At 54.1% G+C, this 26,556-nt stretch carries 25 protein-coding genes; 18 read left to right on the top strand and 7 right to left on the bottom strand.

Annotated features, from left to right (window positions below; translation table 11 throughout):
* Nucleotides 1-28 precede the first annotated feature (28 nt).
* The 4 genes from L103DPR2_RS12210 to ppc form a co-directional block, all read right to left on the bottom strand.
* Nucleotides 29-1,183: an alpha-hydroxy acid oxidase gene (locus tag L103DPR2_RS12210; RefSeq protein WP_055361329.1), complete on the bottom strand. Its 1,155-nt coding sequence runs from the start codon at nt 1,181-1,183 to the stop codon at nt 29-31.
* A 52-nt stretch (nt 1,184-1,235) separates the two neighbouring features.
* Nucleotides 1,236-1,751 carry a hemerythrin domain-containing protein gene (locus L103DPR2_RS12205; RefSeq protein WP_231717640.1) on the bottom strand — a complete coding sequence of 172 codons (516 nt, stop codon included), beginning with the start codon at nt 1,749-1,751 and terminating at the stop codon, nt 1,236-1,238.
* A gap of 9 nt (nt 1,752-1,760) precedes the next feature.
* On the bottom strand, nt 1,761-3,215 hold the full coding sequence (argH, locus tag L103DPR2_RS12200) for an argininosuccinate lyase (protein WP_055361328.1): 1,455 nt from the start codon (nt 3,213-3,215) through the stop codon (nt 1,761-1,763).
* Between the two features lie 90 nt (nt 3,216-3,305).
* Nucleotides 3,306-6,128: a phosphoenolpyruvate carboxylase gene (gene ppc, locus L103DPR2_RS12195; RefSeq protein ID WP_197274876.1), complete on the bottom strand. Its 2,823-nt coding sequence runs from the start codon at nt 6,126-6,128 to the stop codon at nt 3,306-3,308.
* A gap of 76 nt (nt 6,129-6,204) precedes the next feature.
* Between ppc and hemC the strand changes: the two genes are divergently transcribed.
* The 4 genes from hemC to L103DPR2_RS12175 are packed head-to-tail and all read left to right on the top strand — an operon-like array spanning nt 6,205 to nt 10,288.
* Entirely contained in the window at nt 6,205-7,134 is a 930-nt protein-coding gene (gene hemC, locus L103DPR2_RS12190) for a hydroxymethylbilane synthase (RefSeq protein ID WP_082466813.1), read from the top strand.
* Nucleotides 7,131-7,934, top strand: a complete 804-nt coding sequence (locus L103DPR2_RS12185) for a uroporphyrinogen-III synthase (RefSeq protein WP_055361327.1) — start codon at nt 7,131-7,133, stop codon at nt 7,932-7,934. Before hemC ends, L103DPR2_RS12185 begins: the two co-directional genes overlap by 4 nt.
* The gene (locus tag L103DPR2_RS12180; protein WP_055361326.1) at nt 7,931-8,995 is read left to right on the top strand and encodes a uroporphyrinogen-III C-methyltransferase; all 1,065 of its coding nucleotides are present in this window, start codon (nt 7,931-7,933) and stop codon (nt 8,993-8,995) included. The genes L103DPR2_RS12185 and L103DPR2_RS12180 overlap by 4 nt, the downstream gene beginning before the upstream one ends.
* 6 nt (nt 8,996-9,001) lie before the next feature.
* The gene (locus L103DPR2_RS12175; protein ID WP_055361325.1) at nt 9,002-10,288 is read left to right on the top strand and encodes a heme biosynthesis protein HemY; all 1,287 of its coding nucleotides are present in this window, start codon (nt 9,002-9,004) and stop codon (nt 10,286-10,288) included.
* 46 nt (nt 10,289-10,334) lie between these two features.
* Here the strand turns inward: L103DPR2_RS12175 and L103DPR2_RS12170 are convergent, their stop codons facing one another.
* The gene (locus tag L103DPR2_RS12170; RefSeq protein WP_055361324.1) at nt 10,335-13,232 is read right to left on the bottom strand and encodes an Rne/Rng family ribonuclease; all 2,898 of its coding nucleotides are present in this window, start codon (nt 13,230-13,232) and stop codon (nt 10,335-10,337) included.
* A 527-nt stretch (nt 13,233-13,759) separates the two neighbouring features.
* On the opposite strand from L103DPR2_RS12170, the gene L103DPR2_RS12160 reads away from it, so the two are divergent.
* From L103DPR2_RS12160 to L103DPR2_RS12145, 4 genes are read left to right on the top strand one after another with little or no spacing between them, the layout of a single operon-like run.
* On the top strand, nt 13,760-14,779 hold the full coding sequence (locus tag L103DPR2_RS12160) for an RluA family pseudouridine synthase (RefSeq protein ID WP_055361322.1): 1,020 nt from the start codon (nt 13,760-13,762) through the stop codon (nt 14,777-14,779).
* A complete protein-coding gene (locus L103DPR2_RS12155; RefSeq protein WP_055362025.1) occupies nt 14,745-15,419 on the top strand; it encodes an HAD family hydrolase in 675 nt (224 codons plus the stop codon). Before L103DPR2_RS12160 ends, L103DPR2_RS12155 begins: the two co-directional genes overlap by 35 nt.
* Nucleotides 15,420-15,459: 40 nt before the next feature.
* Nucleotides 15,460-15,828 (top strand): Rieske (2Fe-2S) protein, encoded by a 369-nt coding sequence (locus tag L103DPR2_RS12150; protein WP_055361321.1) that lies wholly within the window; start codon nt 15,460-15,462, stop codon nt 15,826-15,828.
* A complete protein-coding gene (locus tag L103DPR2_RS12145; RefSeq protein WP_055361320.1) occupies nt 15,825-16,844 on the top strand; it encodes a S49 family peptidase in 1,020 nt (339 codons plus the stop codon). Before L103DPR2_RS12150 ends, L103DPR2_RS12145 begins: the two co-directional genes overlap by 4 nt.
* Nucleotides 16,845-16,863: 19 nt before the next feature.
* Here L103DPR2_RS12145 and L103DPR2_RS12140 read toward each other — a convergent pair whose 3' ends face one another.
* A complete protein-coding gene (locus L103DPR2_RS12140; protein WP_055361319.1) occupies nt 16,864-17,652 on the bottom strand; it encodes an SAM-dependent methyltransferase in 789 nt (262 codons plus the stop codon).
* Nucleotides 17,649-18,266: a Maf family nucleotide pyrophosphatase gene (locus L103DPR2_RS12135; protein ID WP_055361318.1), complete on the bottom strand. Its 618-nt coding sequence runs from the start codon at nt 18,264-18,266 to the stop codon at nt 17,649-17,651. Before L103DPR2_RS12135 ends, L103DPR2_RS12140 begins: the two co-directional genes overlap by 4 nt.
* Before the next feature lie 25 nt (nt 18,267-18,291).
* Between L103DPR2_RS12135 and L103DPR2_RS12130 the strand changes: the two genes are divergently transcribed.
* From L103DPR2_RS12130 to L103DPR2_RS12085, 10 genes are all read left to right on the top strand, one after another.
* Nucleotides 18,292-18,849, top strand: a complete 558-nt coding sequence (locus tag L103DPR2_RS12130) for a YceD family protein (protein WP_055362024.1) — start codon at nt 18,292-18,294, stop codon at nt 18,847-18,849.
* A 130-nt stretch (nt 18,850-18,979) separates the two neighbouring features.
* Nucleotides 18,980-19,162 (top strand): 50S ribosomal protein L32, encoded by a 183-nt coding sequence (gene rpmF, locus L103DPR2_RS12125; protein WP_005794249.1) that lies wholly within the window; start codon nt 18,980-18,982, stop codon nt 19,160-19,162.
* Nucleotides 19,163-19,251: 89 nt separating this feature from the next.
* Nucleotides 19,252-20,307 (top strand): phosphate acyltransferase PlsX, encoded by a 1,056-nt coding sequence (gene plsX, locus L103DPR2_RS12120; RefSeq protein ID WP_055362023.1) that lies wholly within the window; start codon nt 19,252-19,254, stop codon nt 20,305-20,307.
* A complete protein-coding gene (locus tag L103DPR2_RS12115; RefSeq protein ID WP_055361317.1) occupies nt 20,304-21,281 on the top strand; it encodes a beta-ketoacyl-ACP synthase III in 978 nt (325 codons plus the stop codon). The genes plsX and L103DPR2_RS12115 overlap by 4 nt, the downstream gene beginning before the upstream one ends.
* A 19-nt stretch (nt 21,282-21,300) precedes the next feature.
* Nucleotides 21,301-22,251, top strand: a complete 951-nt coding sequence (fabD, locus tag L103DPR2_RS12110) for an ACP S-malonyltransferase (RefSeq protein ID WP_055361316.1) — start codon at nt 21,301-21,303, stop codon at nt 22,249-22,251.
* On the top strand, nt 22,248-23,003 hold the full coding sequence (gene fabG, locus L103DPR2_RS12105; protein ID WP_197274875.1) for a 3-oxoacyl-ACP reductase FabG: 756 nt from the start codon (nt 22,248-22,250) through the stop codon (nt 23,001-23,003). Before fabD ends, fabG begins: the two co-directional genes overlap by 4 nt.
* A 36-nt stretch (nt 23,004-23,039) precedes the next feature.
* The gene (gene acpP, locus L103DPR2_RS12100; RefSeq protein ID WP_055361315.1) at nt 23,040-23,276 is read left to right on the top strand and encodes an acyl carrier protein; all 237 of its coding nucleotides are present in this window, start codon (nt 23,040-23,042) and stop codon (nt 23,274-23,276) included.
* Between the two features lie 6 nt (nt 23,277-23,282).
* Nucleotides 23,283-24,527 (top strand): beta-ketoacyl-ACP synthase II, encoded by a 1,245-nt coding sequence (fabF, locus tag L103DPR2_RS12095; protein ID WP_055361314.1) that lies wholly within the window; start codon nt 23,283-23,285, stop codon nt 24,525-24,527.
* Nucleotides 24,528-24,532: 5 nt separating this feature from the next.
* A complete protein-coding gene (locus L103DPR2_RS12090) occupies nt 24,533-24,979 on the top strand; it encodes a hypothetical protein (protein WP_156339906.1) in 447 nt (148 codons plus the stop codon).
* Between the two features lie 38 nt (nt 24,980-25,017).
* Entirely contained in the window at nt 25,018-26,511 is a 1,494-nt protein-coding gene (locus L103DPR2_RS12085; RefSeq protein ID WP_055361312.1) for a DegQ family serine endoprotease, read from the top strand.
* The last annotated feature ends 45 nt before the right edge of the window (nt 26,512-26,556 follow it).

Raw genomic sequence — 26,556 nt, 5'->3', positions numbered from 1 at the left:
TCACAAACTCAAAGCAGATTGGCGCGTTTTACTGGGGAAAAGTGCCTGGCAACAAGATGCTCTTGTCGACCGTGTCCATCTGCGTGCGACCGCAAAAGGCCATGGTCAAATCGAGTTCGTTGTGAATGATTTGCAGGGCTTTCTCAACACCCGGTTGGCCCATGGCGCCCAAGCCGTACAAAAATGCGCGGCCAATGTAGGTGCCTTGTGCACCCAGTGCGCGCGCCTTCAGTACATCTTGACCGCTGCGAATGCCGCCGTCCATGTGCACTTCAATTTGCTTGCCCACGGCATCCACAATGGCGGGAAGGGCTTCAATGCTGCTTTGTGCGCCGTCGAGTTGACGGCCACCATGGTTGCTCACAATCATGGCATCGGCACCGCTTTCAACGGCCAAACGCGCATCCTCAACGTCTTGAATGCCCTTCAAAATAATTTTGCCGCCCCAGCGTTTTTTGATCCATTCCACATCGCCCCAATTCAGGCGAGGGTCAAACTGTTGCGCTGTCCACGCGGACAAGGAGCCCATGTTTTCAACGCCCTTAACGTGACCCACGATGTTGCCAAACTCGCGGCGGGGTGTGCCCAACATGCCCAAAGCCCAGCGAGGCTTGGTGGCAATGTTGATCATGTTGGCCAGCGTTAATTTGGGCGGTGCAGACAAACCATTTTTCAAATCTTTGTGACGCTGACCCAAGATCTGCAAGTCCAAGGTGATGACCAACGCAGAGCAATTGGCAGCGCGTGCGCGTTCAATCAAGCGCTCAATGAAATCGCGGTCTCGCATGACGTACAACTGAAACCAGAAGGGGTGACCGTCGGTGCCTTTGGACACATCTTCAATCGAGCAAATGCTCATGGTGGACAGCGTGAAGGGAATGCCAAATTTTTTGGCGGCGCGAGCTGCCAAGATTTCGCCATCGGCGTGTTGCATGCCAGTCAAGCCAGTTGGCGCAATGGCCACTGGCATGGCCACTTTTTGGCCAATCATGGTGGTGGCGGTACTGCGACCTTCCATGTTGACAGCCACCCGCTGACGAAGCTTGATCTTCTGAAAATCGCTTTCGTTGGCGCGGTAGGTGCTCTCAGTCCATGAGCCACTGTCTGCATAGTCGTAGAACATGCGGGGTACACGTTTTTGGGCCAGGATGCGAAGTTCTTCAATGGTGGTGATCACGGACATCTTTAATTTCCAATGCGGATGGTTTTATTGCGGTTTGGGCGATTCAAGTGTATCAACTGCAACTGACGCTGCCACAGCCTGACATGGTGACATTCTTAATCACGGAGGGATCGGCCAGCGTTTCTGTCACGCTGTCAAAGTTCACAGATTTCAAGTGCTGCGCCAAACCTGCATCCATGCTGGCAGCGTGTTGCGGAAACCATTCTGCGAGCGCCTCTGCCAAGCGTGAAATGATCTCATGGTCGCCTTGAACATAATGAGTTTCAACAGCACGCATGGTTTCCAAAATGGTGGCGTGTTGACCTGCATGGCAGTTGTCTTCGCTGAAGCCTGTGGCCAGCATCCAGCGATCTTCTTGGGCGAAATGTTCTACCGTGTGGTTCAGAAATTCGCGGTACAAATTGAGCTGCTCTGTTTGCGGTGTTAGCAGCAAGGCATTCAGCATGGTCACAAACTCTTCGTGAGTGTGGTCCATGCGCTCATCACCTGTGTGCAACTCAGACGTCCAGTTCAGGCCTGCTGCATAGGGCGACACAGAAGTGGCTTTGGTTTGCGTGGCTTCCATCATCTCTACCTTTTAGAAATTCAAACGCGCATGATGACGCGCAATTTGTTGACGCACTTGATCTGGCGCAGTACCGCCTAAAGTTTTGCGGGCATTCAAGGAGCCCACCAAGCTGAGGCACTCAAACACATCGGCTTGAATGGCCGGGTTGAATTGCTGCAAGGTACTTAGTGGCAGTTCGCTCAAGTCCAAGTTTTGGGTTTGGGCTGTTTTGACGGCGTGTGCCACCACCTCGTGCGCATCGCGGAAGGGCAAGCCCTTTTTGACCAAGTAGTCGGCCAAATCGGTGGCCGTGGCATAGCCCTTTTTAGTCGCAGCTTCCATGGCCTCGGCATTGACGGTGATGCCGCCTTCTTTTTGGCCGGTCTGTGCATTGATTTGGCCGCCGATCATTTCGCTGAAGATGCGCAGCGTGTCTTTGAGCGTGTCCACGGTGTCAAACAAAGGCTCTTTGTCTTCTTGGTTGTCTTTGTTGTAGGCCAGGGGTTGGCCTTTCATCAATGTGATCAGGCCCATCAAGTGGCCCACCACACGACCTGTTTTGCCACGTGCCAATTCGGGCACGTCGGGGTTTTTCTTCTGCGGCATGATGGAGCTGCCGGTGGTGAAGCGGTCGGCAATTTTCACAAAGCCGAAGTTTTGGCTCATCCATAAAATGAGTTCTTCACTCAAGCGGCTGATGTGCACCATGCACAAAGACGCCGCTGCGGTAAATTCAATGGCGAAGTCGCGGTCGCTCACGCCATCTAAACTGTTTTGGCTGACGCACGCATTGCCATTTTCATCCACCATGCCAAGGCTCTTGGCAACACGTTCGCGATCGAGCGGGTAAGTTGTACCAGCCAAAGCTGCAGAGCCTAAGGGCAAGCGGTTGGTACGGCGACGCACATCGGCCATGCGTTCGGCATCGCGCGCAAACATTTCGACATAGGCCAACAGGTGATGTGCAAAGCTCACAGGCTGTGCCACTTGCAAGTGCGTGAAGCCGGGCAAGATGACATCGACATTGCGCTCGGCCACTTCGATCAATGACTTTTGCAGGTCGTTCAGCAAGCCGCCAATCAGATCGATTTCGCTGACCAACCAAAGGCGCACATCGGTGGCCACTTGGTCGTTGCGGCTGCGACCTGTGTGCAGCCGTTTGCCTGCATCGCCCACAATTTGCGTCAGGCGCGCTTCAATGTTCAGGTGCACATCTTCCAAGTCCAGCTTCCAGTCAAACTGACCCTTGGAGATTTCTTCGGTAATTTGGGCCATGCCGCGCTGAATGTCGGCAAAGTCTTGGGCGCTGATGATTTTTTGCGCAGACAGCATCTCGGCGTGCGCCAAACTACCCTGAATGTCCGACTGCCACAGTCGCTTGTCGAAAAAGACGCTGGAGGTGTAGCGCTTCACCAAGTCGCTCATGGGCTCGGAAAATAAGGCCGACCAGGCCTGGGACTTTTGATCGAATTGGTTTTTAGACATTCTCAGATTTTATCGGGTTGCCGGGCTTTTAAAACCGGTCACTGACCCTCAAAACAAGCTGAAAATGCCGAAAAACGGTCTCCCTAGGACTTAACCCGTATTTCTCAGTCCGGCGGCAATGCCGTTGATGGAGATGTGAATACCGCGTTGTACCCGTTCGTCGGCCTTGCCTTCGCGATAACGGCGAATCAGTTCCACCTGCAGGTGGTGCAGGGGATCGATGTAAGGGAATCGGTGGCGGATAGATCGTGCCAGGGCTGGATTGTTGGCCAATCGGTGCTTTTCGCCGGTGAGCAGTGTCATGACATCTGCGGTGCGATGCCATTCTGTTTCGATGGCTGCAAATATCTTTTTACGCAATTTAACGTCGCTGACCAATTCACTGTAACGGGAGGCCAAGGCCAAGTCGCTCTTGGCCAAGACCATGTCGATGTTGGACAACAAGGTTTTGAAAAACGGCCACTGCTTGACCATTTTTTGAAGCAAGGCCAAGGCTGCCTTGCGCTCTTTGTCTGTTGGGCGATCTAAGAACTTTTCAACCGCTGATCCAAAGCCAAACCAACCTGGCAAGGTGAGGCGACATTGGCCCCAGCTGAAGCCCCAAGGAATGGCCCGAAGGTCTTCTATTTTTTGATTGGCTTTGCGCGAAGCAGGGCGAGAGCCGATGTTGAGCTCCGCAATTTCTCGAATGGGTGTCGCGCCAAAAAAGTAATCATTGAAGCCGGTTGTTTCATAAACCAAGTGGCGGTAGGCTGCCATGCTGGCTTCAGAGAGTTGAGCCGCTGTTTCCAAAAAATTGCGGGGCGCAGTCTTGGTCGGTTGTAGCAAGGTGGCTTCCAAGGTGGCGGCCACCAAAGTTTCTAAATTGCGTCGACCAATTTCGGGGTTGGCATATTTAGAGCCAATCACTTCGCCTTGTTCTGTGAGTCGAATTTGACCCCGAACAGTGCCTGGTGGCTGCGCCAAAATGGCTTGGTAGCTGGGCCCGCCGCCTCGGCCTACTGTGCCGCCACGTCCGTGGAACATGCGCAACTGAATGTTGTGGCTGTTGGCCAGTCGGTCAAAGTCTTCCACCAGAGCGACTTCGGCGCGATACAGCTCCCAGTTGCTGGTGAAGATGCCGCCGTCTTTGTTGCTGTCGGAGTAGCCCAGCATGATGTCTTGCTCGGCGCCAGATCGTTTGACCAAATTGGCAATGCCTGGCAACGCATAAAACTCGCGCATGATGCTGGCCGAGTTACGCAAGTCTTCAATGGTTTCAAACAAGGGTACCACGATCAAATCGACCAAGGCTTTGTCGTCCAAAGTGCCACGCATCAAGCCCACTTCTTTTTGGAGCAGCAGGACTTCGAGCAAGTCACTCACTGTCTCTGTGTGACTGATGATGTAGTGGCGAATGGCTTCTGCGCCGTATGTGGCGCGGGCTGCAAGTGCGGCTTCAAAAATCGCCAATTCCGATTGGGTGTGTTCTGTGTAGACTGCACCAGGGATGCGCAAAGGTCTTGCGTCGTTCAACAGTTGCATCAGCACAGCGCGTTTGCTGGTTTCGTCGAGCGCGGCGTAATCTTTTTCAATGCGTGCTGTGTGAAGTAATTCATCAACTACTTTTTCGTGCTGGTCTGAACTTTGACGCAAATCCACGGTGGCCAAATGAAAGCCAAAGACCTCAACGGCGCGAATGAGGGGGTCTAAACGCTGAGCGGCCAAAGCCTGCGCATGATGGCTTTTCAATGAGGTTTGAATGATTTTCAAATCTGCCAAAAAACTGCTTGCATCGGCATAAGGATTTTGCGGTTCAACAGCATGCCTCGCTGCATCGCCGCCCGTCAAGGATTTGAGTGTGGCGGCCAAGCGGGCATACATGCCCGTCAGCGCGCGGCGGTAAGGCTCGTCCATGCGGTGTGCATTGGTGTCAGGGGATTTCTCGGCCAAGGCTTTCATCGCGGGCGGAAAATCCACCAACATGGCTGACAGTGACAACTCGCTGCCCAGGTAATGAACCTCGGTGAGGTAATGGCGCAAGGCAACTTCGGCTTGGCGTTTGAGCGCTTGCTGGAGGGTTTGCGCATTGACATTGGGATTGCCATCGCGATCGCCGCCAATCCATTGGCCCATGCGCAGGAACGGTGCAACGGGATGCGTGCCCAAGGCTTCTTCCAAAGACGCGTAAATTTTGGGGATTTCACGCAAAAAAGTGGACTCGTAGTAGCTCAATGAATTTTCAATTTCATCTGCCACAGTTAACTTGGAAAAACGCAGCAAACGGGTTTGCCAAAGTTGCATCACTCTTGCGCGCATGCGTTGTTCGTTGGCCGCCAATTCTTTGGGGGTCAATGCGTCCTTGGTGGCATTGACCACTGCAGCACGTGCTTTGATTTCGTCACGCTCATGCAGCAACTCTGCAATGTCGCGTTCTGCACTCAGAATACTTTGGCGTTGGACTTCAGTCGGGTGGGCTGTGAGCACAGGCGATACAAAACTGTGGGCCAAGGTTTGTGAAATGATTTTGGGCGTGATGCCTGCCCAGCGAAGCCTTTGCAGCGCGACTTCAATGCTGCCGTCTTGGGTGTCGCCTACGCGTTCGTGGATGGCACGTCTGCGAATGTGGTGACGGTCTTCTGCCAAGTTGGCCAAGTGACTGAAATAGGTAAAGCCACGGATGACGCTCACGGCGTGATCGCCTGGCAATCCTTTGAGGAGTTTCTTCAAAGCCTTGTCTGCCGCGTGATCGGCATCGCGCCTGAAAGCCACGGACAATTTGCGGATTTTTTCGATCAACTCGTAAATCTCGGCGCCTTCTTGTTCTCGAATCACATCACCCAAAATTCGTCCCAAAAGCCGAATGTCTTCGACCAAAGGGCGTTCGTTGTCGCGAGAATTGCGTTTCAGAGGGGGAATACTGGCGTTGGGCATGACAAGTCTGAGCGGTGATGGTCTGATGTCATGCTAGCATTTGATTTGATTGAAATATTACGAACAGGTTACCGGTTTGAACCCTTCTGCCCCCACACTGACAAAACGCCCCATCGTCATTGCCACCCGTGAAAGCCGTCTGGCCATGTGGCAGGCCGAGCATGTTCAGGCCATTTTGCAATCGCGTGGTTTTGAAGTGCAGTTGTTAGGCATGACGACGCAGGGTGATCAAATTTTGGATCGCAGCCTTAGCAAGGTTGGCGGCAAAGGCTTGTTTGTCAAAGAATTGGAAGTGGCCTTGTCCGAAGGCCGTGCCGACATTGCAGTGCACTCTCTCAAAGATGTGCCCATGGACATGCCCGAGGGCTTTGCCTTGGCTTGTGTCATGGAACGTGAAGATCCTCGTGATGCTTGGGTATCGAGCCAATACGCCAGTTTGATGGACTTACCCCAAGGAGCGGTGGTAGGCACCTCAAGCCTGCGCAGAACGGTGCTGCTGCGTGCTTTGCGCCCCGATTTGAAGATTGAGCCCTTGCGCGGCAACCTGGACACGCGCTTGCGAAAACTCGATGAAGGGCAATATGCCGGCATCATTTTGGCTGCAGCAGGCCTTAAGCGCTTAAAACTGTCTGATCGCATTCGACATATTTTTGACACGGACCAAATGCTGCCCGCAGCGGGGCAAGGTGCATTGGGTATTGAAATTTGCGAAGGCCGTTCCGATTTGGTGGACGCCCTGCAACCCTTGGTTCACAACACCTCCTGGCTGGCTGTGGCTGCAGAGCGTGCCGTTAGCCGTGCCATGGGCGGCAGTTGCTCGATGCCCTTGGCGGCGCATGCCACTTTGGCAGGCGATGTCTTGAGCTTGAGAGCGGCATGGGGCGATCCAGAGGGCTCTACCCAATTGGTCAATGCGACCCTCTCAGGGGCGGTGAGCAGTCTGCAAGATGCTGAAGCCTTGGGTCTTCAAGTGGCCCATGATCTGAAGCGAGGTGGGGCTCATTGAGCCTGCTCTCCACCGGCATGCAGCAGGTCATCATCACCCGGCCAGAACAAGATGCTGCATCTTGGGCGGGCTCTTTGGAAGAAGCGGGTTTCAAGGTCAGTCTGTTCCCCTTACTCGATTTGTCCGACTTCATGGCGGCACCAGAAGCCAAAAAAGCGGCTGAACTTGTGTTGCAAAGTCAGGCAGTGATGTTTGTCAGTGCCAATGCTGTGCGCTTTTTGGCCAAAGCCTTGGCCGAATCACCCGAATGGCTGACGCACTTTCAACAAGGGGCTCGCGCTTGGTGTACCGGCCCAGGCACTGCGGCAGCGCTCAAAGCTTGCGGTATTCCAGAAAGTCAAATCGATCAACCTTCGAGCCTTGCTGCGCAATTGGATTCGGAGTCGCTTTGGCAAGTGGTTTCTGGCCAAGTGACCCCGGGCATGTGCGTGCTGTTCATTCGGGGGGCCGACGAATCAGGCGCCATTGCAGGTCGTGATTGGTTGGCGCAACAACTTGAAAACGCTCAAGTGAATGTTCAAGCTGTTGCCGCATATCGGCGCTTGCCCACCTTGCTCTCGCCGGTGCTGCAGGCGCAGGCCTCGGCTTACGTGGCCCAGGGTGCGGTGTGGTTGTTCAGCAGCTCCGCAGCCATTGAGAGTCTGATGTCACAGTGCCCCGGCATTGACTGGTCCAAGGCCAAGGCGGTGGTGACACACCCTCGCATGGCCCAATTGGCCCAGAAATCTGGCTGGCAGCAAGTGTCAATTGCTGCGCCGGGTATCCGTTCCATGCTGGCATCTATAAAATCGCTGGCATGAGCACTGAACAACCTACCGCCTCGCCCGATTCTGCAGCCCCATTGCAGCCTGCCCCAAAGGCTGAGTTGCACGCCCGACGCCCAATGACATTTTGGGTGCCTTTGGTTTTAGCGGGTTTGGCCGTTGCCTTCAGTGCTTTGCTATGGGAAAAGTTATCCCGCATTCAAGGTCAGTTGGCAAGGCAAAGTGCCGATGCAGGTCAGCAATCCTTAGAAGCCAAAGCTTGGGCCAAACAAGCACAAGACAGTGTCAAAGACAGTGCGGCGCGAATGGCCTTGGTTGAGTCACGCTTGGGTGAGGCCGCTTTGCAACGTGCGCAATTGGAAGAATTGATTCAATCCTTGTCGCGCTCACGAGATGAAAATCTGGTGTTGGACATTGAATCGTCGCTGCGCTTGGCGCAACAACAAGCGCAATTGACCAGCAGCTTAGAGCCTTTGTTGGGCGCATTGAAAACAGCCCAACAGCGATTGCACCGCGCGTCCAATCCTCGCTTGATGACCATTCAGCGCGCCATTGACCGCGATTTAGAGACTGTTAAATCTGCCCAAATCACAGACTTGCCTGGCATGTTGCTGGTGCTGGACGATTTGGTGGCCATGGCCGATGAGTTGCCTTTGGCCATTGACAACAATCGCCCCCAAACCACGGCCATCAAACCTGTGGAAAACGCAACTGCGGGTATCCCTGTCAATGCCCCTTGGTGGAAACAGGCGTTGGAGCGTGTCTTGGTGGAAGCTCGCGGCTTGTTGCGCGTCAGCCGCATCGACAGCCCAGAAGCCGCATTGTTGGCGCCTGAGCAAGGCTTCTTTTTGCGTGAAAACCTCAAGTTGAAATTGCTCAATGCGCGCTTGAGTTTGCTGGCGCGTCAGGGCGATACAGCCAAGTCAGACTTGCAAGCCGTCTCGGTGTCCCTTAAAAAATACTTCGATCCCAGTGCGCGCAAAACGCAGCAAGCTTTGCAGTTGTTGGACAAAGCGCAAAGCCTCAGCAAGGGCAGCCCCATCCCCCGTTTGGATGGTTCGCTGGCAGCCTTGGCCACTGCGTCAGCTGGAAAGTAAACCACCATGCGTGCTGCTCTTTGGCTCATGAGTTTGTTTGCGGTGGCTGTGGCCTCCGCTTTGTTGGCGTCCAACAATGTGGGCACCGTGTCCATTTTTTGGACCCCCTACCGCGTTGACGTTTCCCTGAACCTGGTCTTGTTTGGACTGGTGCTGATTTTGCTCACCATGCACTGGGCCCAGCGCGCTTTGACGGCACTGTTTGAGCTGCCAAGGCAAGCCAAACGTTGGCGCATGCAACAAAAGGAGCGTGCAGCCCATGCCGCCTTGTTGGAGGGGATGGCGCAATTCATGGAGGGTCGGTTTTTGCGTGCCCGAAAATCCGCTGAATTGGTTTTAGTGCGCGAGAAGTCCTTGAGTGAAACCGGCGAAGTGTTGGAGCATGCCGGCGCACTTCGCAGCGTGGCGCACATCTTGGCTGCAGAATCAGCACACGCGCTGCAAGACAAGGCTGCAAGGCAGGGCCATCTCGATGCGGCCTTGCAAGAACCTATGTCGGGTCATGCAGGGCTGAGGCAATCTCTGATGGAGGGCGCCATGTTGCGCGCTGCGCGGTGGTCACTCGACGATCGCGATGCCGCCGAGAGCCTCCTCTGGTTAGACCGCTTGCCACAAGGCGTCTCACGCCGCACGTTGGCCATGCGTTTGCGTTTAAAGGCGGCGCGATTGGCGGGAGAACCTTCTCAAGCTTTGGACACTGCATTGTTGTTGATCAAACACAGGGCCTTTACAACAGAAGCGGCTGAAAGCATGGTCCGCAGTTTGGTCTTTGAGTTGATTGCCAAAACGCATGAATTGGGTCAGTTGCAAAGACTCTGGACACGCCTGGGTGAAGCGCAGCGGCAGTCCAGCGATTTGGCCATTCAAGCGGCGCAGCATTGGCTCCAATTGAAAGGTGATCCAGCCGTAGCAAGAACCTGGCTCAAACCGATTTGGAACAAACTGCAGCCCAACAACAAAGCATTGTCCAAGGCGCAGCAGCTGAAGCTGGTCCAAACGCTGGATTTGAGTTTCACGGGACAAGACACCCCAGAAGAGCGCGAATGGTTGGTGTCGATTGAGACAGCTCAAAAAGCCAATCCACGTGATGCCTTGCTTCAGTTCTTAGCGGGTCGCTTGTGTCAAAAGCGACAGCTGTGGGGCAAGGCGCAAGTCTTGTTGGCGCAAGCTGCGCCTGCATTGGAAGACCCACAATTGCGGCGCCAAGCTTGGCGTGCGGTTGCAGAATTGGCAGAGCAGCGAGAGGATGTCGCAGCTGCATTGCAAGCTTTGAAAAAAGCTGCGATGGATTGAAAAAAAGGGACCCGAAGGTCCCTTTTTTCATGCCTGTTCTTATGATTTAAAAGGGCAGGTTCAGGTTGTTCAGGTCTTTGCGTGTTTCCACCAAGACCAAGGGACCTTCGTCAATCACCACTGCAGGTGGGCGCTCGCGAGGAACGTGCACAGGCTTGGGTTCTGCGGCAATGGCTGCTTGCGCTTGCGCAATCTTCTCAGGATCTGAGTTGACCCACTTCAAGCCAGAGCCTTCTGCCACTTCAATCAAACTTGCAACGGGCAACACATAGGTTTGCACTTTGGGCAAACCTGCGGGTGCTGTTGTAGGCGAGGATGCAGATGTCGCAGTTGCAGGTGCAGCAGCGGGGGCTGCTGGTGTGATGCTTGTGGATTCTGCAGATTGCACTGAGGCAGGCGTCGTTGCCGCTGCAGGCGCAGACGCGCGATCAAAGTATGAACGCGTTGCAGGCGCTTCTGCTTCGTGTGCCTGATCCGCTGAAGTGTTTTCGGCGGGGGCTGCATGGGCTTCATCAGTTGCGGTGCTGTCAGCGCCGGTATTGCGCTCTCTGCGGTCGCGACCGTAACGATCACGTGATCGACGCTCTCTGCGTTCTGGCGTGCCTTGATTGCCGTCAGTGCGCTCTTCTTGCGAAGTTGCATCTGAGGTGTTGTCGTTGGTCAAGCCTTGGGCGGGTGCCAATGGGTCTGCATTGTCTGCAGATGCATTGGGGCGATTGCCATCTTGGTTGCGTCGCTCGCCGCGATCACCACGCTCACGGCGGCCTTCACCGCGTTCACGACGACCTTCACCGCGAGGTGCGCGTTCACCGCGCGACTCGTTGCGCTGTTCTGAATTGTTCAATTCAGAAGCATCCGCACTGACGTTGCTGGCATCTGCAGATTGGCCGGCAAGGTTGTTGCCGTTTTCACGGCGTTCGCCGCGTTGGCCACCACGCTCATTGCGTTCGCCGCCGCGGCGGTTGCCGCCGTTTTCGCGAGGTGCGCGTGTTTCCTGACCTTCAGTGCGCTCATTGTTGCGCTCACCTTTGTCGCTACGCTCTGCATCGCTGCGGTCGCCACGATCGTTGCGATCACCACGACGGCCGCCACGGCCACCTCGGCCGCCACGGCGTTCGCCGTTGCGCTCGCCACGTTCAGTGCGTTCGCCTTCTTTGCCAGCGCGATCGCCACGCTTGCCAACGTTTTTCGCAGGTTCAGTCTTGGCTTCAGTGTCGCCGCCAAACAAGCGCTTCAACCACCCAAAGAAACCGCCGCTGCTTTCAGCTTTGGCTTCAGCCTTGCCTGCATGAGGCTTGGCGGGTTTGGCCGTCTCAGCTTTTGGCAATGAGGCTGGCGCTGGTGCGTCAGGCAATACGCCTTTGATGACCGGTGTTTGACGGTTAGTGGGCTCTTGTGAGCGACGTGTCACCGTGGTTGGATCTTCGACTTCTTCAGCCATGGTGTAGCTGGCTTCGATGTTGTCCAAACGGGGGTCGTCGTGCTTCAAGCGCTCGAGTTTGTAGTGCGGTGTTTCCAAAGATTTATTGGGCACCAACAACACATTGATGCGTTGTTTCAATTCAATCTTGGCAATTTCAGGGCGCTTTTCGTTCAACAAGAAAGAGGCCACTTCGACAGGCACTTGGGCGTGCACTGCGGCGGTATTGTCCTTCATGGACTCTTCTTGGATGATGCGCAAAATTTGCAAAGCCGAGCTCTCGGTGTCGCGCACATGGCCAGAGCCACCGCAACGAGGGCAGGGGATTGAAGAGCCTTCTGACAAGGCGGGCTTCAAACGCTGTCGGCTCATTTCCATCAAGCCAAATTTGCTGATGGAACCAAACTGAACTCGGGCACGGTCTTGGCGCAATGCATCGCGCAAGCGGTTTTCCACTTCGCGGCGGTTGCGTGACTCTTCCATGTCAATGAAGTCGATCACGATCAGGCCGCCCAAGTCGCGCAAGCGCATTTGGCGTGCCACTTCGTCGGCAGCTTCAAGGTTGGTACGTGTAGCAGTTTCTTCAATGTCGCCGCCTTTGATGGCGCGTGCAGAGTTGACGTCCACTGAAACCAAAGCTTCAGTGTGGTCAATCACGATGGCGCCGCCAGATGGCAGCTGCACGGTACGTGCATAAGCCGATTCAATTTGATGCTCAATTTGGAAGCGGCTGAACAAGGGTGCATCGTCGCGGTAACGCTTCACACGCGGCGCGAACTCAGGCATCACGTGGCTCATGAATTGCTGAGCTTGTTCGTAGATGTCATCGGTGTCGATCAGAATGTCGCCGATGTCGCTGTTGAAGTAATCGCGAATGGCGCGAATCACCAAACTGGACTCTTGGTAAATCAGGAAGGCACCTTTGCCGCCTTGCGTTGCACCATCGATAGCAGACCACAATTTGAGCAAGTAGTTCAAGTCCCATTGGAGCTCTGGTGCGCTGCGACCAATGCCGGCGGTGCGGGCAATGATGGACATCCCTTTGGGATATTCCAACTGGTCCATGGCTTCTTTGAGTTCAGCGCGGTCGTCGCCCTCAATGCGTCGGCTGACACCGCCACCGCGGGGGTTGTTGGGCATCAAGACCACATAGCGGCCAGCCAAGCTGATGAAGGTGGTGAGGGCTGCGCCCTTGTTGCCACGTTCTTCTTTTTCAACTTGCACCAAGAGTTCTTGGCCTTCGCGAATCACATCGTTGATGCGGGCTTGGCTAACAGAAACACCTTCGGCGAAGTATTGGCGAGAGATTTCTTTGAAGGGCAAGAAGCCGTGACGCTCTTCACCGTAGTCAACGAAGCAAGCTTCGAGGGAGGGCTCGACGCGTGTGACAACTGCTTTGTAAATGTTGCCCTTGCGTTGTTCGCGGCCTTCAATTTCAATTTCGTAGTCGAGGAGTTTTTGTCCATCGACGATGGCCAAGCGGCGTTCTTCAGCCTGCGTGGCGTTGATCAGCATCCGTTTCATGATGCATCCCTTCTTTATGTGTCAGCAATACCCACCCCGCCATGCTTGGCGTTGGGGCCGGATCACCTGTTTAACAACCAGCTCTCAAGGAGCCAACGGTGCCGAGACTGACGTTCGAAACGAAGGGAATTGCCAAAAGAGTCCGACATTCATGTGCGCAAATGAGTCGCAGGAATGTGGACAGGGGCGCGTGGAAGCGTCGAGGCTGTGGGTGCGCGCAGGCAATGGTGTCTCCAGTGGCGCAAACAGCCACTGCAGAAAAGACAGCAAAGATCCAAACAACACACTCATTTCGACTCAATCCGTTCAGTAGCTGAAAAGCTACTGAATAAAAATATTCCGTATCTGGGTTTCAAAGCATCGGTCCAACCAAAAAGGTGGTCTGCCACTGTTGGCCCTGGCCTTCAGTCTGCAGATTTCGCTCATGGCGGCATCGAACTTACGGCGTATGTGGGTGGAGAGTGAACTAAACTCCTGTCATCAGGAATTCATTTCCATTCAAATCAACCACTTACAGCACAACGCCGGTGAATCACATTATAGGGCCCCAAGCCTCCCAATCGACCACTTCCCCGAGCACAAATCCGGCTTTGGAAGTGAAATGGTTGACCGTCGATGAAGAGTCGGCGGGCCAGCGGCTGGACAACTTTCTCATTCGTCACCTCAAAGGGGTTCCCAAAACCCACATTTACCGGATCATTCGCAGCGGCGAAGTGAGGATTAACAAGGGCCGCGCCTCGGCCGACACCCGAATTGAGAGCGGTGATGTGGTCAGACTTCCCCCTGTCCGGATTTCCGACAAAGTGGCAGAAAAGGCGGCCAGACCGGCGCCGGGACGTGAATTTCCACTGTTGTTAGAAGACGACGCTTTGATGGCCATCGATAAGCCCGCTGGCGTGGCGGTACATGGCGGATCGGGGGTTAGTTTTGGTGTGATTGAGCAATTGAGGCAGGCCCGGCCGCAGGCCAAGTTGCTGGAGTTGGTTCACCGCCTAGACCGTGAAACCAGTGGAATTTTGTTGGTTGCCAAGAAGCGAAGCGCCTTGAAACACGTTCAAGATCAGTTTCGGGAACGGGAAACTGGCAAGACCTATTTAGCTCTTGTTCAGGGAAGTTGGCCGGAAAAGCTGAAAGTTATCGACAGTTCGCTGCACAAGTACTTGCTTCCTGATGGCGAGCGGCGTGTTCGCGTGACCTCGAATGACGATCCTGATGGCATGCGCTCCATCACCTTGGTCAAGGTGGCGCAGCGCTTGGAAGGCTGTACCTTGCTAGAAGTCACCATCAAAACTGGACGAACTCACCAGATTCGAGTGCATCTGGCCTCGCAAGGTCATCCCATTGCGGGCGATGACAAGTACGGCGACTTTGAGTGGAACAAGAATTTAAACAAGCAAGGTTTGAAACGCATGTTCCTTCATGCCTGGCGTTTGGAATTTACGCACCCTGCCACGGGCAAGCGGGTGTCCTTGAAATCGCCGCTGCCTCCCGAATTACAACTCTATGCAAATCATGTCAAATCAAAATCAACGCCCACGGCAATTTGACCTGATCGCCTTCGATTGGGATGGCACGCTGTTTGACTCAACCGCCATCATCACCCGCTGCATCCAGCGCGCTGTGGTGGATGTAGGGGGCAAGGAGCCAACGAGGGAGGCGGCCTCCTATGTCATTGGCATGGCTTTGATGCAGGCTTTGGCCCATGCAGCCCCTGATGTGCCAGTTGAAAAATACCCCCAACTGGGGGAGCGCTACCGACACCATTACATGGCCCACCAAAATGATTTAATTTTGTTTGAGGGTGTTCTGGAGATGCTGGCCGCACTGAAAGAGCGTCATCATTGGCTCACGGTTGCTACGGGTAAAAGCCGCAAGGGCTTGAATGAAGCCTTGCATGCTGTTGAGTTGAAAGGCGCTTTTGATGGATCAAGAACAGCAGACGAAACGGCCGGCAAACCCAGTCCACTGATGCTGCAGGAGTTGATGCGTGAATTTGGCGTTGAGCCAGAGCGAACACTCATGATTGGCGACACGACGCATGATTTGCAAATGGCTTTGAATGCCGGTTGCGCCAGCGTGGGGGTGAGTTATGGCGCCCACGAACCCGCGGCGTTCCATGATTTGAAGCCGCTGTTTGTGGCGCATTCAGTGCCAGCCTTGCATGAATGGTTGTTGGCGAATGCATGAGGCCCCGGGTGTTTTGATTTGATTCGATAAGAGGTATTTCATGAGCGAAGCAATTCCTTTGTGCAATTCCAAGGACTTGGTTGACAGTGGTTTGGCCGTGCCTTTTGATGTCATTTACGGCGGTCAAACCTGCCGAGCTTTTGCCATTCGCTTCAAGGGGCAGGTGCACGCCTATTTAAATCGGTGCAGTCATGTCGCCATGGAAATGGATTACCAACCCAATCGCTTCTTCGATGCATCTGGACAGTTTTTGATGTGCGCAACCCATGGCGCCATGTACCGACCAGACTCTGGCGCGTGTGCGGGTGGGCCTTGCAATGGCGGCTTGATCCCAATTACCTTGTCCGAGCAAGGCGGTGTGGTTCACTGGCATACTGATTTCAATTTAAAACCTTTTGAGTTCTCATGAGTACTGAACATCCTGAATCTTTCGGTGCATCGGCCACTTCTCTAGAAAGCGGTCCTCATCCTGCAAGCGCTGCTTCGCCATCGCAGGCTGCAAACGCTTGGGAGCGCCAGATGCTTTCTGATTTGGTGCAAGCCAATTTGAAAGAGCAACAAGCCGCACGTCGCTGGAAGATGGGTTTGCGCTTGGCTTGGCTGTTGTTTTGGGTGGTCGTTTTGTGGCAAATTTTTTCGCACAATCAAACGTCAAGCAACATCACCACGCCGCATACCGCATTGGTCAACATCAAAGGTGAAATTGCCGATGGGTCAGACGCCAGTGCCGAGAATGTGGTGGCCGCAATGCGCGCAGCCCTCGAGGACACAGGCTCGCAAGGCTTGATTTTGTTGATCAACTCACCAGGTGGGAGTCCCGTGCAGGCGGGCATCATCAACGATGAAATTGCTCGCTTGAAGGCTTTGCACAAGAAGCCCATTTATGCCGTTGTCGAGGAGTCATGCGCTTCTGCGGCTTATTACATTGCGGCTGCAACCGACAAAATTTATGTCGACAAGGCCAGCATTGTGGGCAGCATTGGCGTCTTGATGGATGGTTTTGGATTCACGGGCTTGATGGACAAATTGGGCGTTGAAAGACGCCTCATGACAGCGGGTGAGAACAAAGGCTTTTTAGACCCCTTCAGTCCTCAAACAGATGCGCAAAGAAAGCACGCGCAGACCATGTTGAATCACATTCACGGTCAGTTCATTGCCGTGGTTAAAAAAGGCCGTGGCGATCGCTTGAAAGAAACACCTGACATGTTCAGTGGCCTGTTCTGGACAGGTCAACAAGCCGTTGAGTTGGGCTTGGCCGATGAGTTAGGAAGTCTTGATCAAGTTGCAAGAGACGTGGTCAAGGCTGAAGAGTTGGTTGACTACTCTCGCCGCGACAATGTGGCCGAGCGCCTGGTCAAACGCTTTGGTGCTGCGATGGGCGAGGGTGCTTGGCGTGCCATGCGCGCCAGTAGCCCCATTCGTTGAACATTTTGAACGCTAGCCTTCAATTGCCAATGGCAAATACGGCGGGCGTTTGATTGTTAAGGCCATCGGGCAATTGACCTGCGGCCAATTTTCGCCAATGCTGAACGGCTGCACTGCGATGCGCGGCATCGGGCAAGGTAATGCCGCTGCTGAATGCCAAGCGCGTATTGCCTTGAAGCGTTTGAACCAGCGCAGACCACAGCGGTGCGTTGCGATAAGGCGTCTCAATGAACAACTGCGTTTGCCCGGTCTTGTGTGCAAGCAGTTCTAATTCTTTGATGCGGCGGCTGCGTTCTTGTGCATCCTGAGGCAAGTACCCCACGAAAGCAAAGTTTTGGCCATTCATGCCGCTGCTGGCCAAAGCCAACAACAGAGACACAGGGCCCACCAAGGCCACGACTTGAATGCCAAGGTCGTGGGCGGCGCGCACCACAGAGCTGCCGGGGTCTGCAACTGCTGGCATGCCTGCTTCACTCACCAATCCCATGTCATGTCCCTGCATTGCCATGGCCAGCAATGGCTTGGCATCAAAGCCACCTTGGTGATCGCCTTTTTTATGAACTTCCCGTGGCAGCTCGGTGATCACTTGAGATTGAATGGGCGCTGAAAGCGGGCAGCTTGCGTCAATGCGTTTGAGATAAGCGCGCGTTGTTTTTGCGTTTTCACAAATCCAGTGGGTGATGTTGGCAGCAGCTTGGACCGTGCCCATTGGCATGACGCTTTCAAGCGCTGCTTCTTGCTTGCAGCCAAAATCCAAAGGCGCTGGCACCAAATAAAGTTTGCCCAAATTTTTACCAGCGTTTGTCATAGCAATTTCACCCCAGCGGCGCTGAGCATGTGACAAGTTCGGATCAAAGGAAGTCCCACTAAAGCGGTTGGATCGTCGTTGTCGATGGCGGCCAACAAGGCAATGCCAAGGCCTTCGCTTTTGGCGCTGCCGGCGCAATCGTAAGGTTCTTCTGCTCTCAGATAGGACTCAATTTCTGCGTCAGTCAAATCTCTGAAGGTCACTTTCACGGCGGCCAAGTCCGTTTGCTCAAAACCTGTGGCCAAACAAATTACCGAGAGCGCGGTTTGAAAAATGACGGTTTTGCCGCGCATGCGTTGCAATTGCTTCACTGCGTTGGCGTAATTGCCTGGTTTGCCCAGGGCTTGTCCTTCGAGGTCGGCCACTTGATCCGAGCCAATCACCACGGCCTCCGGGTTTTTGCTGGCAACCGCCCGTGCTTTGGCCAAGGCCAAACGCAGCGCCAAATCTCTGGGCTTTTCGTTGATGTGGGGTGTTTCGTCCACCTCGGGAGCTGCAACCTCAAAGGGAATGTTCAGCCGGGACAGCAATTCCTTGCGGTATCGTGAGCTTGAACCCAAGATCAAAGTGCGACTTGAAGCGGGGGATAGGTGGGTTGAATTGTCTTTGGACATGCCTCAATTCTCTTACACTGCAGCCATGGATAAAAAAATTGATTTGAAACACTTCAACGTCAAGGCCTTTGCCCGGGACGGCATGAATGCGCAAGGTCAGGAAAGTTTGGCGCATTTTGAGCGTTTGTCAGACTTGTCTTGGTCTGGCGAAGGACAAAAAGCGCCCAGTTCGCAAGTTTCTTGGTCACTGACTGGTGAAATGGTCCCCGTCACAGGGGGGGATGCGCAAATCTGGTTGCATTTGTCAGCCGAGGTCAGTCTGCCCATGCAGTGCCAGCGATGCATGGGGCCAGTGTTGGTAGATGTGTTTTCAGATCAATCCTTCCGCTTTGTGGCCGATGAAGCCACGGCTGAGGCGCAAGATGATGAATCTGAAGAGGATTTGTTGGTTTTAGCCCCTGAGTTGGATGTTGGGGCCTTGATTGAGGATGAGTTGATCATGTCGGCGCCCATCGTCCCCAAACATGAGATTTGTCCTGCTTCGGTAACGCTTTCGGTTGCTGACGAGGCTTTTGAGGAGGCTTTGGCAGCCAAGCCCAATCCTTTTGCCGCCCTTGCACAATTGAAACAAAAACCACACTAAAGCCCTAGAAGGGCTCAAAAGATTGGGCTATAATCAGCGGCTTCGCGTCTTTCAGGGATGTGAGTTCACCATTTAACCCAAAGCTGCGTTGCAAAAATTACGCTGCTTACAACGCCTCTAAGGAGCCATCATGGCTGTTCAACAAAATAAAAAGTCACCTTCCAAACGTGGCATGCACCGTTCACATAACGCACTGAATGTGCCTGGTATCGCTGTCGAGCCAACAACTGGCGAAACACATTTGCGTCACCACATCAGCCCCAACGGTTTCTACCGTGGTCGCCAAGTATTGAAGAACAAGTCAGAAGCCTAACTGACGCTAGACACAAAGGCCCGATGCTACATTCAAGGTAGCCTCGGGCCTTTGTTTTTGCGCTTTTAAGAAACATGTCCTCCAAAGAAATCTTCACGCTGTCTGTCGACTGCATGGGCGGGGATCATGGTCCTCGCATTACCCTGCCGGCGTGTCGTAACTTTTTAGCAAAACATCCTGCAGCCCGACTGTTGTTGGTGGGGCAGCCAGAGGCTTTGGCCGGATTTCAGCATGAGCGTGTTGAAGTCGTCGCAGCCTCCGAGGTGGTGGGAATGGACGACCCGGTTGAGGTTGCGTTGCGCCGTAAAAAAGACTCATCGATGCGCGTGGCCATCGAGCAGCTTAAGTCTGGCGCCGCTGATGCTGCTGTATCTGCTGGCAATACGGGTGCATTGATGGCGATCGCACGCTATGTTCTGAAAACAATGGACGGCATTGACAGACCGGCCATTGCGGGACAAATGCCCAATTTCAAAGGTGGTGGCACCACCATGCTGGATTTGGGAGCCAATGTCGATTGTGCGCCCGAGCACCTGCTTCAGTTTGCAGTCATGGGTTCAGCCTTGGTTTCGGTCTTGCAAGACAACGAAAGCCCCAGTGTGGGTTTGTTGAACATTGGTGAAGAAGCCATTAAAGGCAACGAAATCATCAAAAAAACAGGTGAACTGCTGCGATCTGCCGGCAACTCCGGCGATTTGAACTTTTATGGCAACGTCGAAGGCAATGATATTTTCAAGGGTACTGTCGACATCGTGGTGTGTGATGGGTTTGTGGGCAATGTCGCTCTAAAAACCAGCGAAGGCTTGGCCACCATGATGGGTGGCTTCTTGAAATCTGAGTTTTCTCGCAATATCTTCACCAAAATTGCTGCCATCTTTGCTTATCCTGTTCTAAATTCGTTTAAAAACAGGGTTGACCATCGCCGCTACAACGGCGCTGCTTTGTTGGGTTTGCGTGGATTGGTTTTTAAAAGTCACGGCTCAGCCGACGAGTTGGCCTTCGAAACTGCACTCAACCGAGCGTATGATGCGGCTAGACATCAACTGCTCAGCCGTGTTGCGGCCCGAATTGCCCATGCAGCCCCTTTGTTGGCCTTGCAAGGCGCCTCATCTGAGGATTCGGCTCACGCGGCCGCTACCGAATGACCATTTATTCACGTATTTCAGGCACAGGCAGCTATCTGCCCCCAAGGCGATTGACCAATGCCGATTTGGTGGCCGAATTGGCCGCACAAGGCATCGAAAGCTCTGACGAGTGGATCGTTGAGCGCACCGGCATCCGGGCTCGACATTTTGTTGACGCTGGCGTTGGCAGCAGTGATCTGGGTGCAGAGGCTGCACGCAGAGCCATCGCTGCAGCAGGCTGCCAAGCTTCTGACATTGATCTGATCATCGTTGCCACCTCCACGCCAGACATGGTGTTCCCATCGACGGCCGCATTGCTTCAAAACAAACTGGGCATTGCAGGCTGCCCCGTGTTTGATGTTCAAGCGGTTTGCAGCGGCTTTATCTATGCCATGACCGTGGCCGATGCCATGATTCAAACCGGTACTGCCAAACGCGCTTTGGTCATTGGTGCCGAAGTCTTCAGCCGCATCTTGGATTTCAAAGATCGCACCACTTGCGTCTTGTTTGGTGACGGCGCCGGTGCTGTTGTGCTGGAAGCTTCTGACACCCCGGGTATCTTGGCTACTGACATCCATGCCGATGGCAAATATTCCGACATCTTGTGTGTGCCTGGCCACGTGTCGGGCGGTGCCATTTTGGGTGATCCCGTTTTGAAAATGGACGGTCAGGCGGTCTTTAAGTTGGCTGTTGGCGTGTTGGAAGAAACCGCACGCGCATCCTTGGGTAAGGCGGGCTTGAACGATTCCGACATCGATTGGCTTATTCCGCACCAAGCCAACATTCGCATCATGCAAAGCACGGCTCGCAAACTCAAAATGCCGATGGAAAAAGTCATTGTCACGGTCGATCAGCACGGCAATACGTCTGCTGCATCCATTCCGCTGGCGCTGGACCACGGTGTTCGTTCTGGACAAATTTCCAAAGGTCAAACCTTGATGCTGGAAGGCGTCGGTGGTGGTTTTACTTGGGGATCTGTCCTCTTAAAATATTGAAAAATTCTGTACAGACATCATGAGTGCATTTGCTTTCGTTTTCCCTGGTCAAGGCTCACAATCCGTGGGCATGTTGGACGCATGGGGCGATCATCCTGCCGTCAAGGAAGCCCTCCAAGAGGCCTCCGATGCCATGGGTGAAGATTTGGGTGCGCTGATTCACAACGGGCCCAAGGAAGCACTGGGACTGACCACCAATACCCAGCCAGTGATGTTGGTTTCGGCCGTTGCGGCTTATCGTGCTTGGTTGGCAGAAGGTGGCGCCAAGCCCGTTGTGCTTGCTGGTCATTCTTTGGGTGAGTATTCGGCATTGGTCGCTTCTGGCGTTTTGACATTGGCACAAGCCGCGCCTTTGGTGCGGTTCCGTGCTGCTGCCATGCAAGATGCAGTGGCCGTAGGCGCTGGTGCGATGGCCGCCGTGTTGGGCATGGAAGCTGCCAAAGTCATTGAAGGTTGCGCCCAAGCCCAAGCCACTTTCCCTGCAGGCAGTGGCGAGGTGGTAGAAGCTGTGAACTTCAACGATCCCGGTCAAACCGTGATTGCGGGCAGCAAGGCTGCCGTCGAAAAAGCGTGTGAAGTTTTGAAAGCAATGGGTGCCAAGCGTGCACTCAATTTGCCAGTGTCAGCTCCTTTCCACTCCAGTCTCATGAAGCCTGCGGCAGAAAAGTTGAAAGAAAAGTTGGCGTCAACAACATTTGCCGCCCCCCAAATTCCGGTCGTGAACAACATTGATGTGACGGTGGAAACCGATGCGGATCGGATTCGCGATGCGCTCTATCGCCAAGCATTTGGCCCCGTTCGTTGGGTTGAATGCGTTCAAGCCATCAAGGCCAAAGGCATCACCCATGTGGTGGAGTGCGGTCCTGGCAAGGTCTTGGCGGGCATGGTCAAGCGCATTGACGCCGACATGACAGGCTTGCCTTTGTTCGATCCTGCCTCTTTGGGGGAAGTGAAAGGAGCCTTGGCATGAGTATCGCCACAACAGAATTCAAAGGCCAGGTGGCATTGGTCACAGGCGCTTCCCGCGGCATTGGCGCAGCCATTGCGTTGGAATTGGCCCAACAAGGCGTGCAAGTGGTTGGTACAGCCACCACAGACGAAGGCGCCGCACGCATTTCTGCCGCTTTGTCAGCCTTTCCTGGCTGTCGTGGGGCTAATTTGAATGTGAATGACGCAGCAGCAGGTGAGGCCCTGATCGACGACATCGTTAAATCACAAGGCGGCCTGCATGTTTTGGTCAACAACGCGGGCATTACCCGTGACACTTTGGCCATGCGCATGAAGGACGACGATTGGGATGCCGTGTTGGACACCAATTTAAAGGCTGTTTTTCGCATGAGTCGTGCAGCCATTCGCCCCATGATGAAGCAGCGTTACGGCCGAATCATCAGCATCACCAGCGTGGTAGGGGCTTCTGGCAACCCCGGACAAGCCAACTACGCCGCTGCCAAAGCCGGTGTGGCCGGCATGACGCGTGCCTTGGCCCGCGAGTTGGGCAGCCGCAACATCACGGTCAATTGCGTGGCGCCCGGCTTTATTGCCACCGATATGACGGCTGCGCTGCCAGAAGCACAGCATCAAGCCCTGATGGTTCAAATTCCATTGGGTAAACTAGGTACACCTGAGGACATTGCGCATGCAGTGTCCTATTTGGCCAGTCCGCTGGCAGGTTACGTTACGGGTCAGGAACTGCATGTCAATGGCGGCATGCACATGTCCTGATAAAATCTCCTTTTTCCACAACCCTCAGAGGGAACCATGAGCGATATCGAAGCACGTGTCAAAAAAATCATTGCTGAACAACTCGGCGTTGAAGAGTCACAAGTCACACCAGAGAAAGCATTCGTTGCTGACTTGGGCGCAGACTCACTGGACACAGTAGAGCTGGTAATGGCGTTAGAAGACGAATTTGGAATTGAAATTCCAGACGAAGACGCTGAAAAGATCACCACTGTCAAAGCGGCGATCGACTACGCCCAAAGCAAAAAGGCTTGATCTGAGATGACCCGTCGTCGCGTCGTTGTCACGGGCCTGGGATGTATCAGCCCCGTTGGGAATACGGTGGCGGACGCATGGGCTAATCTCTTGGCAGGCCAATCCGGTATTGGTCTGATCTCTAAATTTGATACCTCCGCTTTCTCTTGCCGCATCGCAGGAGAGGTGAAGGGCTTCAATTTGGAACAGTACATCAGCGCCAAAGAAGCGCGCACGATGGACACCTTCATTCATTTCGGCATTGCTGCAGCGGTTCAAGCTGTAGAAGATGCCGGCTTGCCTACGGGCGAGGCTTTGGACGACGAGTTGGCCACACGCATTGCTTGCGTGATTGGTTCTGGCATTGGTGGTTTGCCCATGATTGAGCAAACCCATGTCGAGTACACCGCTCGCGGCCCACGCCGTATTTCTCCTTTCTTTGTGCCAGCTTCCATCATCAACATGATTGCTGGCCATGTTTCCATGCGTTTTGGTTTCAAAGGTCCCAATTTGGCCGTTGTCACCGCCTGTACCACCGGACTCCACTGCATTGGCGAAGCCAGCCGCATGATTGAGTACGGTGATGCAGACGTCGTGGTGGCGGGTGGTTCCGAAGCCACCATTTCGCCTTTGGGCTTGGGTGGCTTTGCGGCCATGCGCGCCCTGTCTACTCGCAACGACGATCCAGCAGCTGCTTCTCGTCCTTGGGACAAAGACCGCGACGGTTTTGTCTTGGGCGAAGGCGCGGGTGTCATGGTGCTCGAAGAATACGAGCATGCCAAAGCCCGCGGTGCCAAAATTTATGCCGAAGTTTGCGGTTATGGCATGAGCGCCGATGCGGGTCACATGACTGCACCTAGCATGGACGGCCCACGTCGAGCCATGGTCTCGGCCATGCGCAATGCCGGCATCAATGCAGACCAAATCAATTACTTGAACGCACACGGTACGTCCACGCCCTTGGGTGATGTGAATGAAACCAATGCCATCAAGGCGGCTTTGGGTGACCATGCCAAGAAAACTTTGGTCAGTTCGACCAAGTCAATGACCGGCCACTTGCTGGGTGGTGCAGGTGGCATTGAAAGTATTTTCACGGTGTTGGCTTTGCATCACCAAACAGTGCCGCCCACCATCAACTTGGACAATCAAGATCCTGAGTGCGATTTGGATTACTGCGCCAACACCGCTCGCGATGTCAAAATTGACTACGCACTGAAAAACAACTTCGGTTTCGGTGGCACCAACGGCAGTTTGGTTTTCCGTCGGATCTAATTCAGTTGAATTCCAACGCCCCATCGGTTGACTTCCCGGTGGGGCGTTTTTTCATGGGCGTTTACATGGTGATGGCGTTCTCCGTTGTCACGGCTTGCGCTTTTGCCTACAGTTTCTTGTTTGGCGACTTTCAAGGGTGGCGCGCCAATTTGCTGCTGCTTGTTTGGGTTTTCGCCAGTGGACTGTCAATGTGGGCAGTGAGACAAGGTCAGTCACGCTGTTGGTTGTCTTGGAATGGCAATGTCTGGCATGAGTTGCCCATCAACGCGTCCAGCTTCTCGCCAGAAAATGTGTTGGACTGCGGCGTCACCGTTCATCTCGATATGCAGAGGCACATGCTGGTGTCGTTGTACAACACGAATGGTTTTCGCAAATGGTTTTGGGTCAGTCGAAAATCATTTCCTGAGCGTTGGCATGGCTTTCGTTGCGCTGTATATTCGCGTTCCGAATGAAGTCTCTTTCATTGAAAAATTTGGAGCGATCGTTTTCTATGAAATCATTGAATGTAAAAACATCGGGTTCTGGGGTGTCGTTTTTCTTGGCATTGGCATGTGCCTTCAGTCTGCAAATGCCTTTGATGGCCTCGGCGCAACAAGGCATGGTCAAAGGCTTGCCAGACTTCACAGAGTTGGTTGAGCAAGTGGGGCCATCGGTGGTCAACATCCGCACGCTAGAGAAAGTCCGTGCACAGCCGCAAAACGGCGGCGGGATGGACGACGAAACACAGGATTTACTGCGTCGTTTCTTTGGCATTCCTATTCCCAACGTGCCCAACACACCCAACGCGCCCAGACAGGCGCCTAGGCAGGGTCGCACACCCGTGCCTGAAGAATCACAACCCAGAGGCGTAGGTTCTGGTTTTGTACTGACCTCTGATGGTTTCATCATGACCAATGCCCATGTCGTCGATGGCGCCGATGAGGTGTTGGTGACCTTGACCGACAAGCGAGAGTTCAAGGCCAAATTGATTGGTGCAGACAAGCGCACAGACGTCGCTGTGGTGAAAATTCAGGCAACGGGTTTGCCCGCTGTCAAAGTCGGTGATGTGTCGCGACTCAAAGTAGGCGAGTGGGTGATGGCCATTGGCTCCCCATTTGGGTTAGACAACTCCGTGACGGCAGGTATTGTGAGTGCCAAGCAGCGCGATACGGGCGACTACTTGCCCTTCATTCAAACCGACGTGGCCATCAACCCAGGTAATTCGGGTGGCCCCTTGATCAACATGCGCGGTGAAGTGATTGGCATCAACAGTCAAATCTATTCCCGCTCAGGTGGTTTCATGGGCATTTCCTTCGCCATTCCGATGGACGAAGCAATGCGTGTCAGTGAGCAGTTGCGGTCCAACGGACGTGTCACGCGAGGTCGCATTGGTGTACAGATAGAGCCCGTCACCAAAGAGTTGGCCGAGTCAATCGGACTGGGCAAGGCGCAAGGCGCCTTGATCAACCGCATTGAACCAGGTGCGCCCGCAGACAAAGCGGGCTTGGAAGCGGGCGATGTGATCCTCAAAATTGATGGCAAGCAGATTGAGAAGTCGGCAGATCTGCCTCGCTTGGTGGGCAACACCAAACCCGGTACCAAAAGTACTTTAACGGTGTTCCGACGTGGCGCAACCAAAGAGATGAGCATCGTGATCGCTGAACTTGAACCTGAAAAGGTGGCCAAGCGCAGTTCGGAAATTGAAGAGAAGCCAAAGGCCAGCGCTTCTGCGCAAGGCTTGGGCTTGGTCGTGACGGAATTGACCGATGCTCAGAAAACAGAATTGAAAATCAAAGGCGGCGTGCGCGTTGAAAGTGTGCAAGATCAAGCCGCCAAAGCAGGATTGAGAGAGGGTGATGTGATTCTGGCCGTTGGCAATCACGAAGTGACGCAGATGAAAGAATTTGAAGCTGCGGTTGCCAAAATTGACAAGAATTTAGCGGTCAGTGTGTTGTTCCGTCGGGGTGAGCTCACGCGCTTTGCCTTGATTCGGCCGATTCGTTGATCTTTAGAATGTCAAGAGTCCCTTTTGAATCACAGGGTTTTCCAG

The sequence above is a fragment of the Limnohabitans sp. 103DPR2 genome (assembly GCF_001412575.1).
Lineage (GTDB): Bacteria > Pseudomonadota > Gammaproteobacteria > Burkholderiales > Burkholderiaceae_C > Limnohabitans_A.
The sequence above is the reverse complement of the archived record's forward strand: the minus strand, read 5'-3'. Positions and strand labels throughout refer to the sequence as shown.

Bases quoted from the DNA above. Each gene is read 5' to 3' on its own strand.
- L103DPR2_RS12140 (WP_055361319.1), bottom strand. From the start codon at position 17,652: ATGACAAACGCTGGTAAAAATTTGGGCAAACTTTATTTGGTGCCAGCG.
- L103DPR2_RS12135 (WP_055361318.1), bottom strand. From the start codon at position 18,266: ATGTCCAAAGACAATTCAACCCACCTATCCCCCGCTTCAAGTCGCACT.
- ppc (WP_197274876.1), bottom strand. From the start codon at position 6,128: ATGCCCAACGCCAGTATTCCCCCTCTGAAACGCAATTCTCGCGACAAC.
- L103DPR2_RS12085 (WP_055361312.1), top strand. From the start codon at position 25,018: ATGAAATCATTGAATGTAAAAACATCGGGTTCTGGGGTGTCGTTTTTC.
- fabG (WP_197274875.1), top strand. From the start codon at position 22,248: ATGAGTATCGCCACAACAGAATTCAAAGGCCAGGTGGCATTGGTCACA.
- fabD (WP_055361316.1), top strand. From the start codon at position 21,301: ATGAGTGCATTTGCTTTCGTTTTCCCTGGTCAAGGCTCACAATCCGTG.
- fabF (WP_055361314.1), top strand. From the start codon at position 23,283: ATGACCCGTCGTCGCGTCGTTGTCACGGGCCTGGGATGTATCAGCCCC.
- L103DPR2_RS12205 (WP_231717640.1), bottom strand. From the start codon at position 1,751: ATGATGGAAGCCACGCAAACCAAAGCCACTTCTGTGTCGCCCTATGCA.
- L103DPR2_RS12180 (WP_055361326.1), top strand. From the start codon at position 7,931: ATGAGCACTGAACAACCTACCGCCTCGCCCGATTCTGCAGCCCCATTG.
- L103DPR2_RS12130 (WP_055362024.1), top strand. From the start codon at position 18,292: ATGGATAAAAAAATTGATTTGAAACACTTCAACGTCAAGGCCTTTGCC.
- L103DPR2_RS12150 (WP_055361321.1), top strand. From the start codon at position 15,460: ATGAGCGAAGCAATTCCTTTGTGCAATTCCAAGGACTTGGTTGACAGT.
- argH (WP_055361328.1), bottom strand. From the start codon at position 3,215: ATGTCTAAAAACCAATTCGATCAAAAGTCCCAGGCCTGGTCGGCCTTA.
- L103DPR2_RS12145 (WP_055361320.1), top strand. From the start codon at position 15,825: ATGAGTACTGAACATCCTGAATCTTTCGGTGCATCGGCCACTTCTCTA.
- L103DPR2_RS12115 (WP_055361317.1), top strand. From the start codon at position 20,304: ATGACCATTTATTCACGTATTTCAGGCACAGGCAGCTATCTGCCCCCA.
- L103DPR2_RS12210 (WP_055361329.1), bottom strand. From the start codon at position 1,183: ATGTCCGTGATCACCACCATTGAAGAACTTCGCATCCTGGCCCAAAAA.
- rpmF (WP_005794249.1), top strand. From the start codon at position 18,980: ATGGCTGTTCAACAAAATAAAAAGTCACCTTCCAAACGTGGCATGCAC.
- L103DPR2_RS12175 (WP_055361325.1), top strand. From the start codon at position 9,002: ATGCGTGCTGCTCTTTGGCTCATGAGTTTGTTTGCGGTGGCTGTGGCC.
- L103DPR2_RS12170 (WP_055361324.1), bottom strand. From the start codon at position 13,232: ATGAAACGGATGCTGATCAACGCCACGCAGGCTGAAGAACGCCGCTTG.
- acpP (WP_055361315.1), top strand. From the start codon at position 23,040: ATGAGCGATATCGAAGCACGTGTCAAAAAAATCATTGCTGAACAACTC.
- L103DPR2_RS12155 (WP_055362025.1), top strand. From the start codon at position 14,745: ATGTCAAATCAAAATCAACGCCCACGGCAATTTGACCTGATCGCCTTC.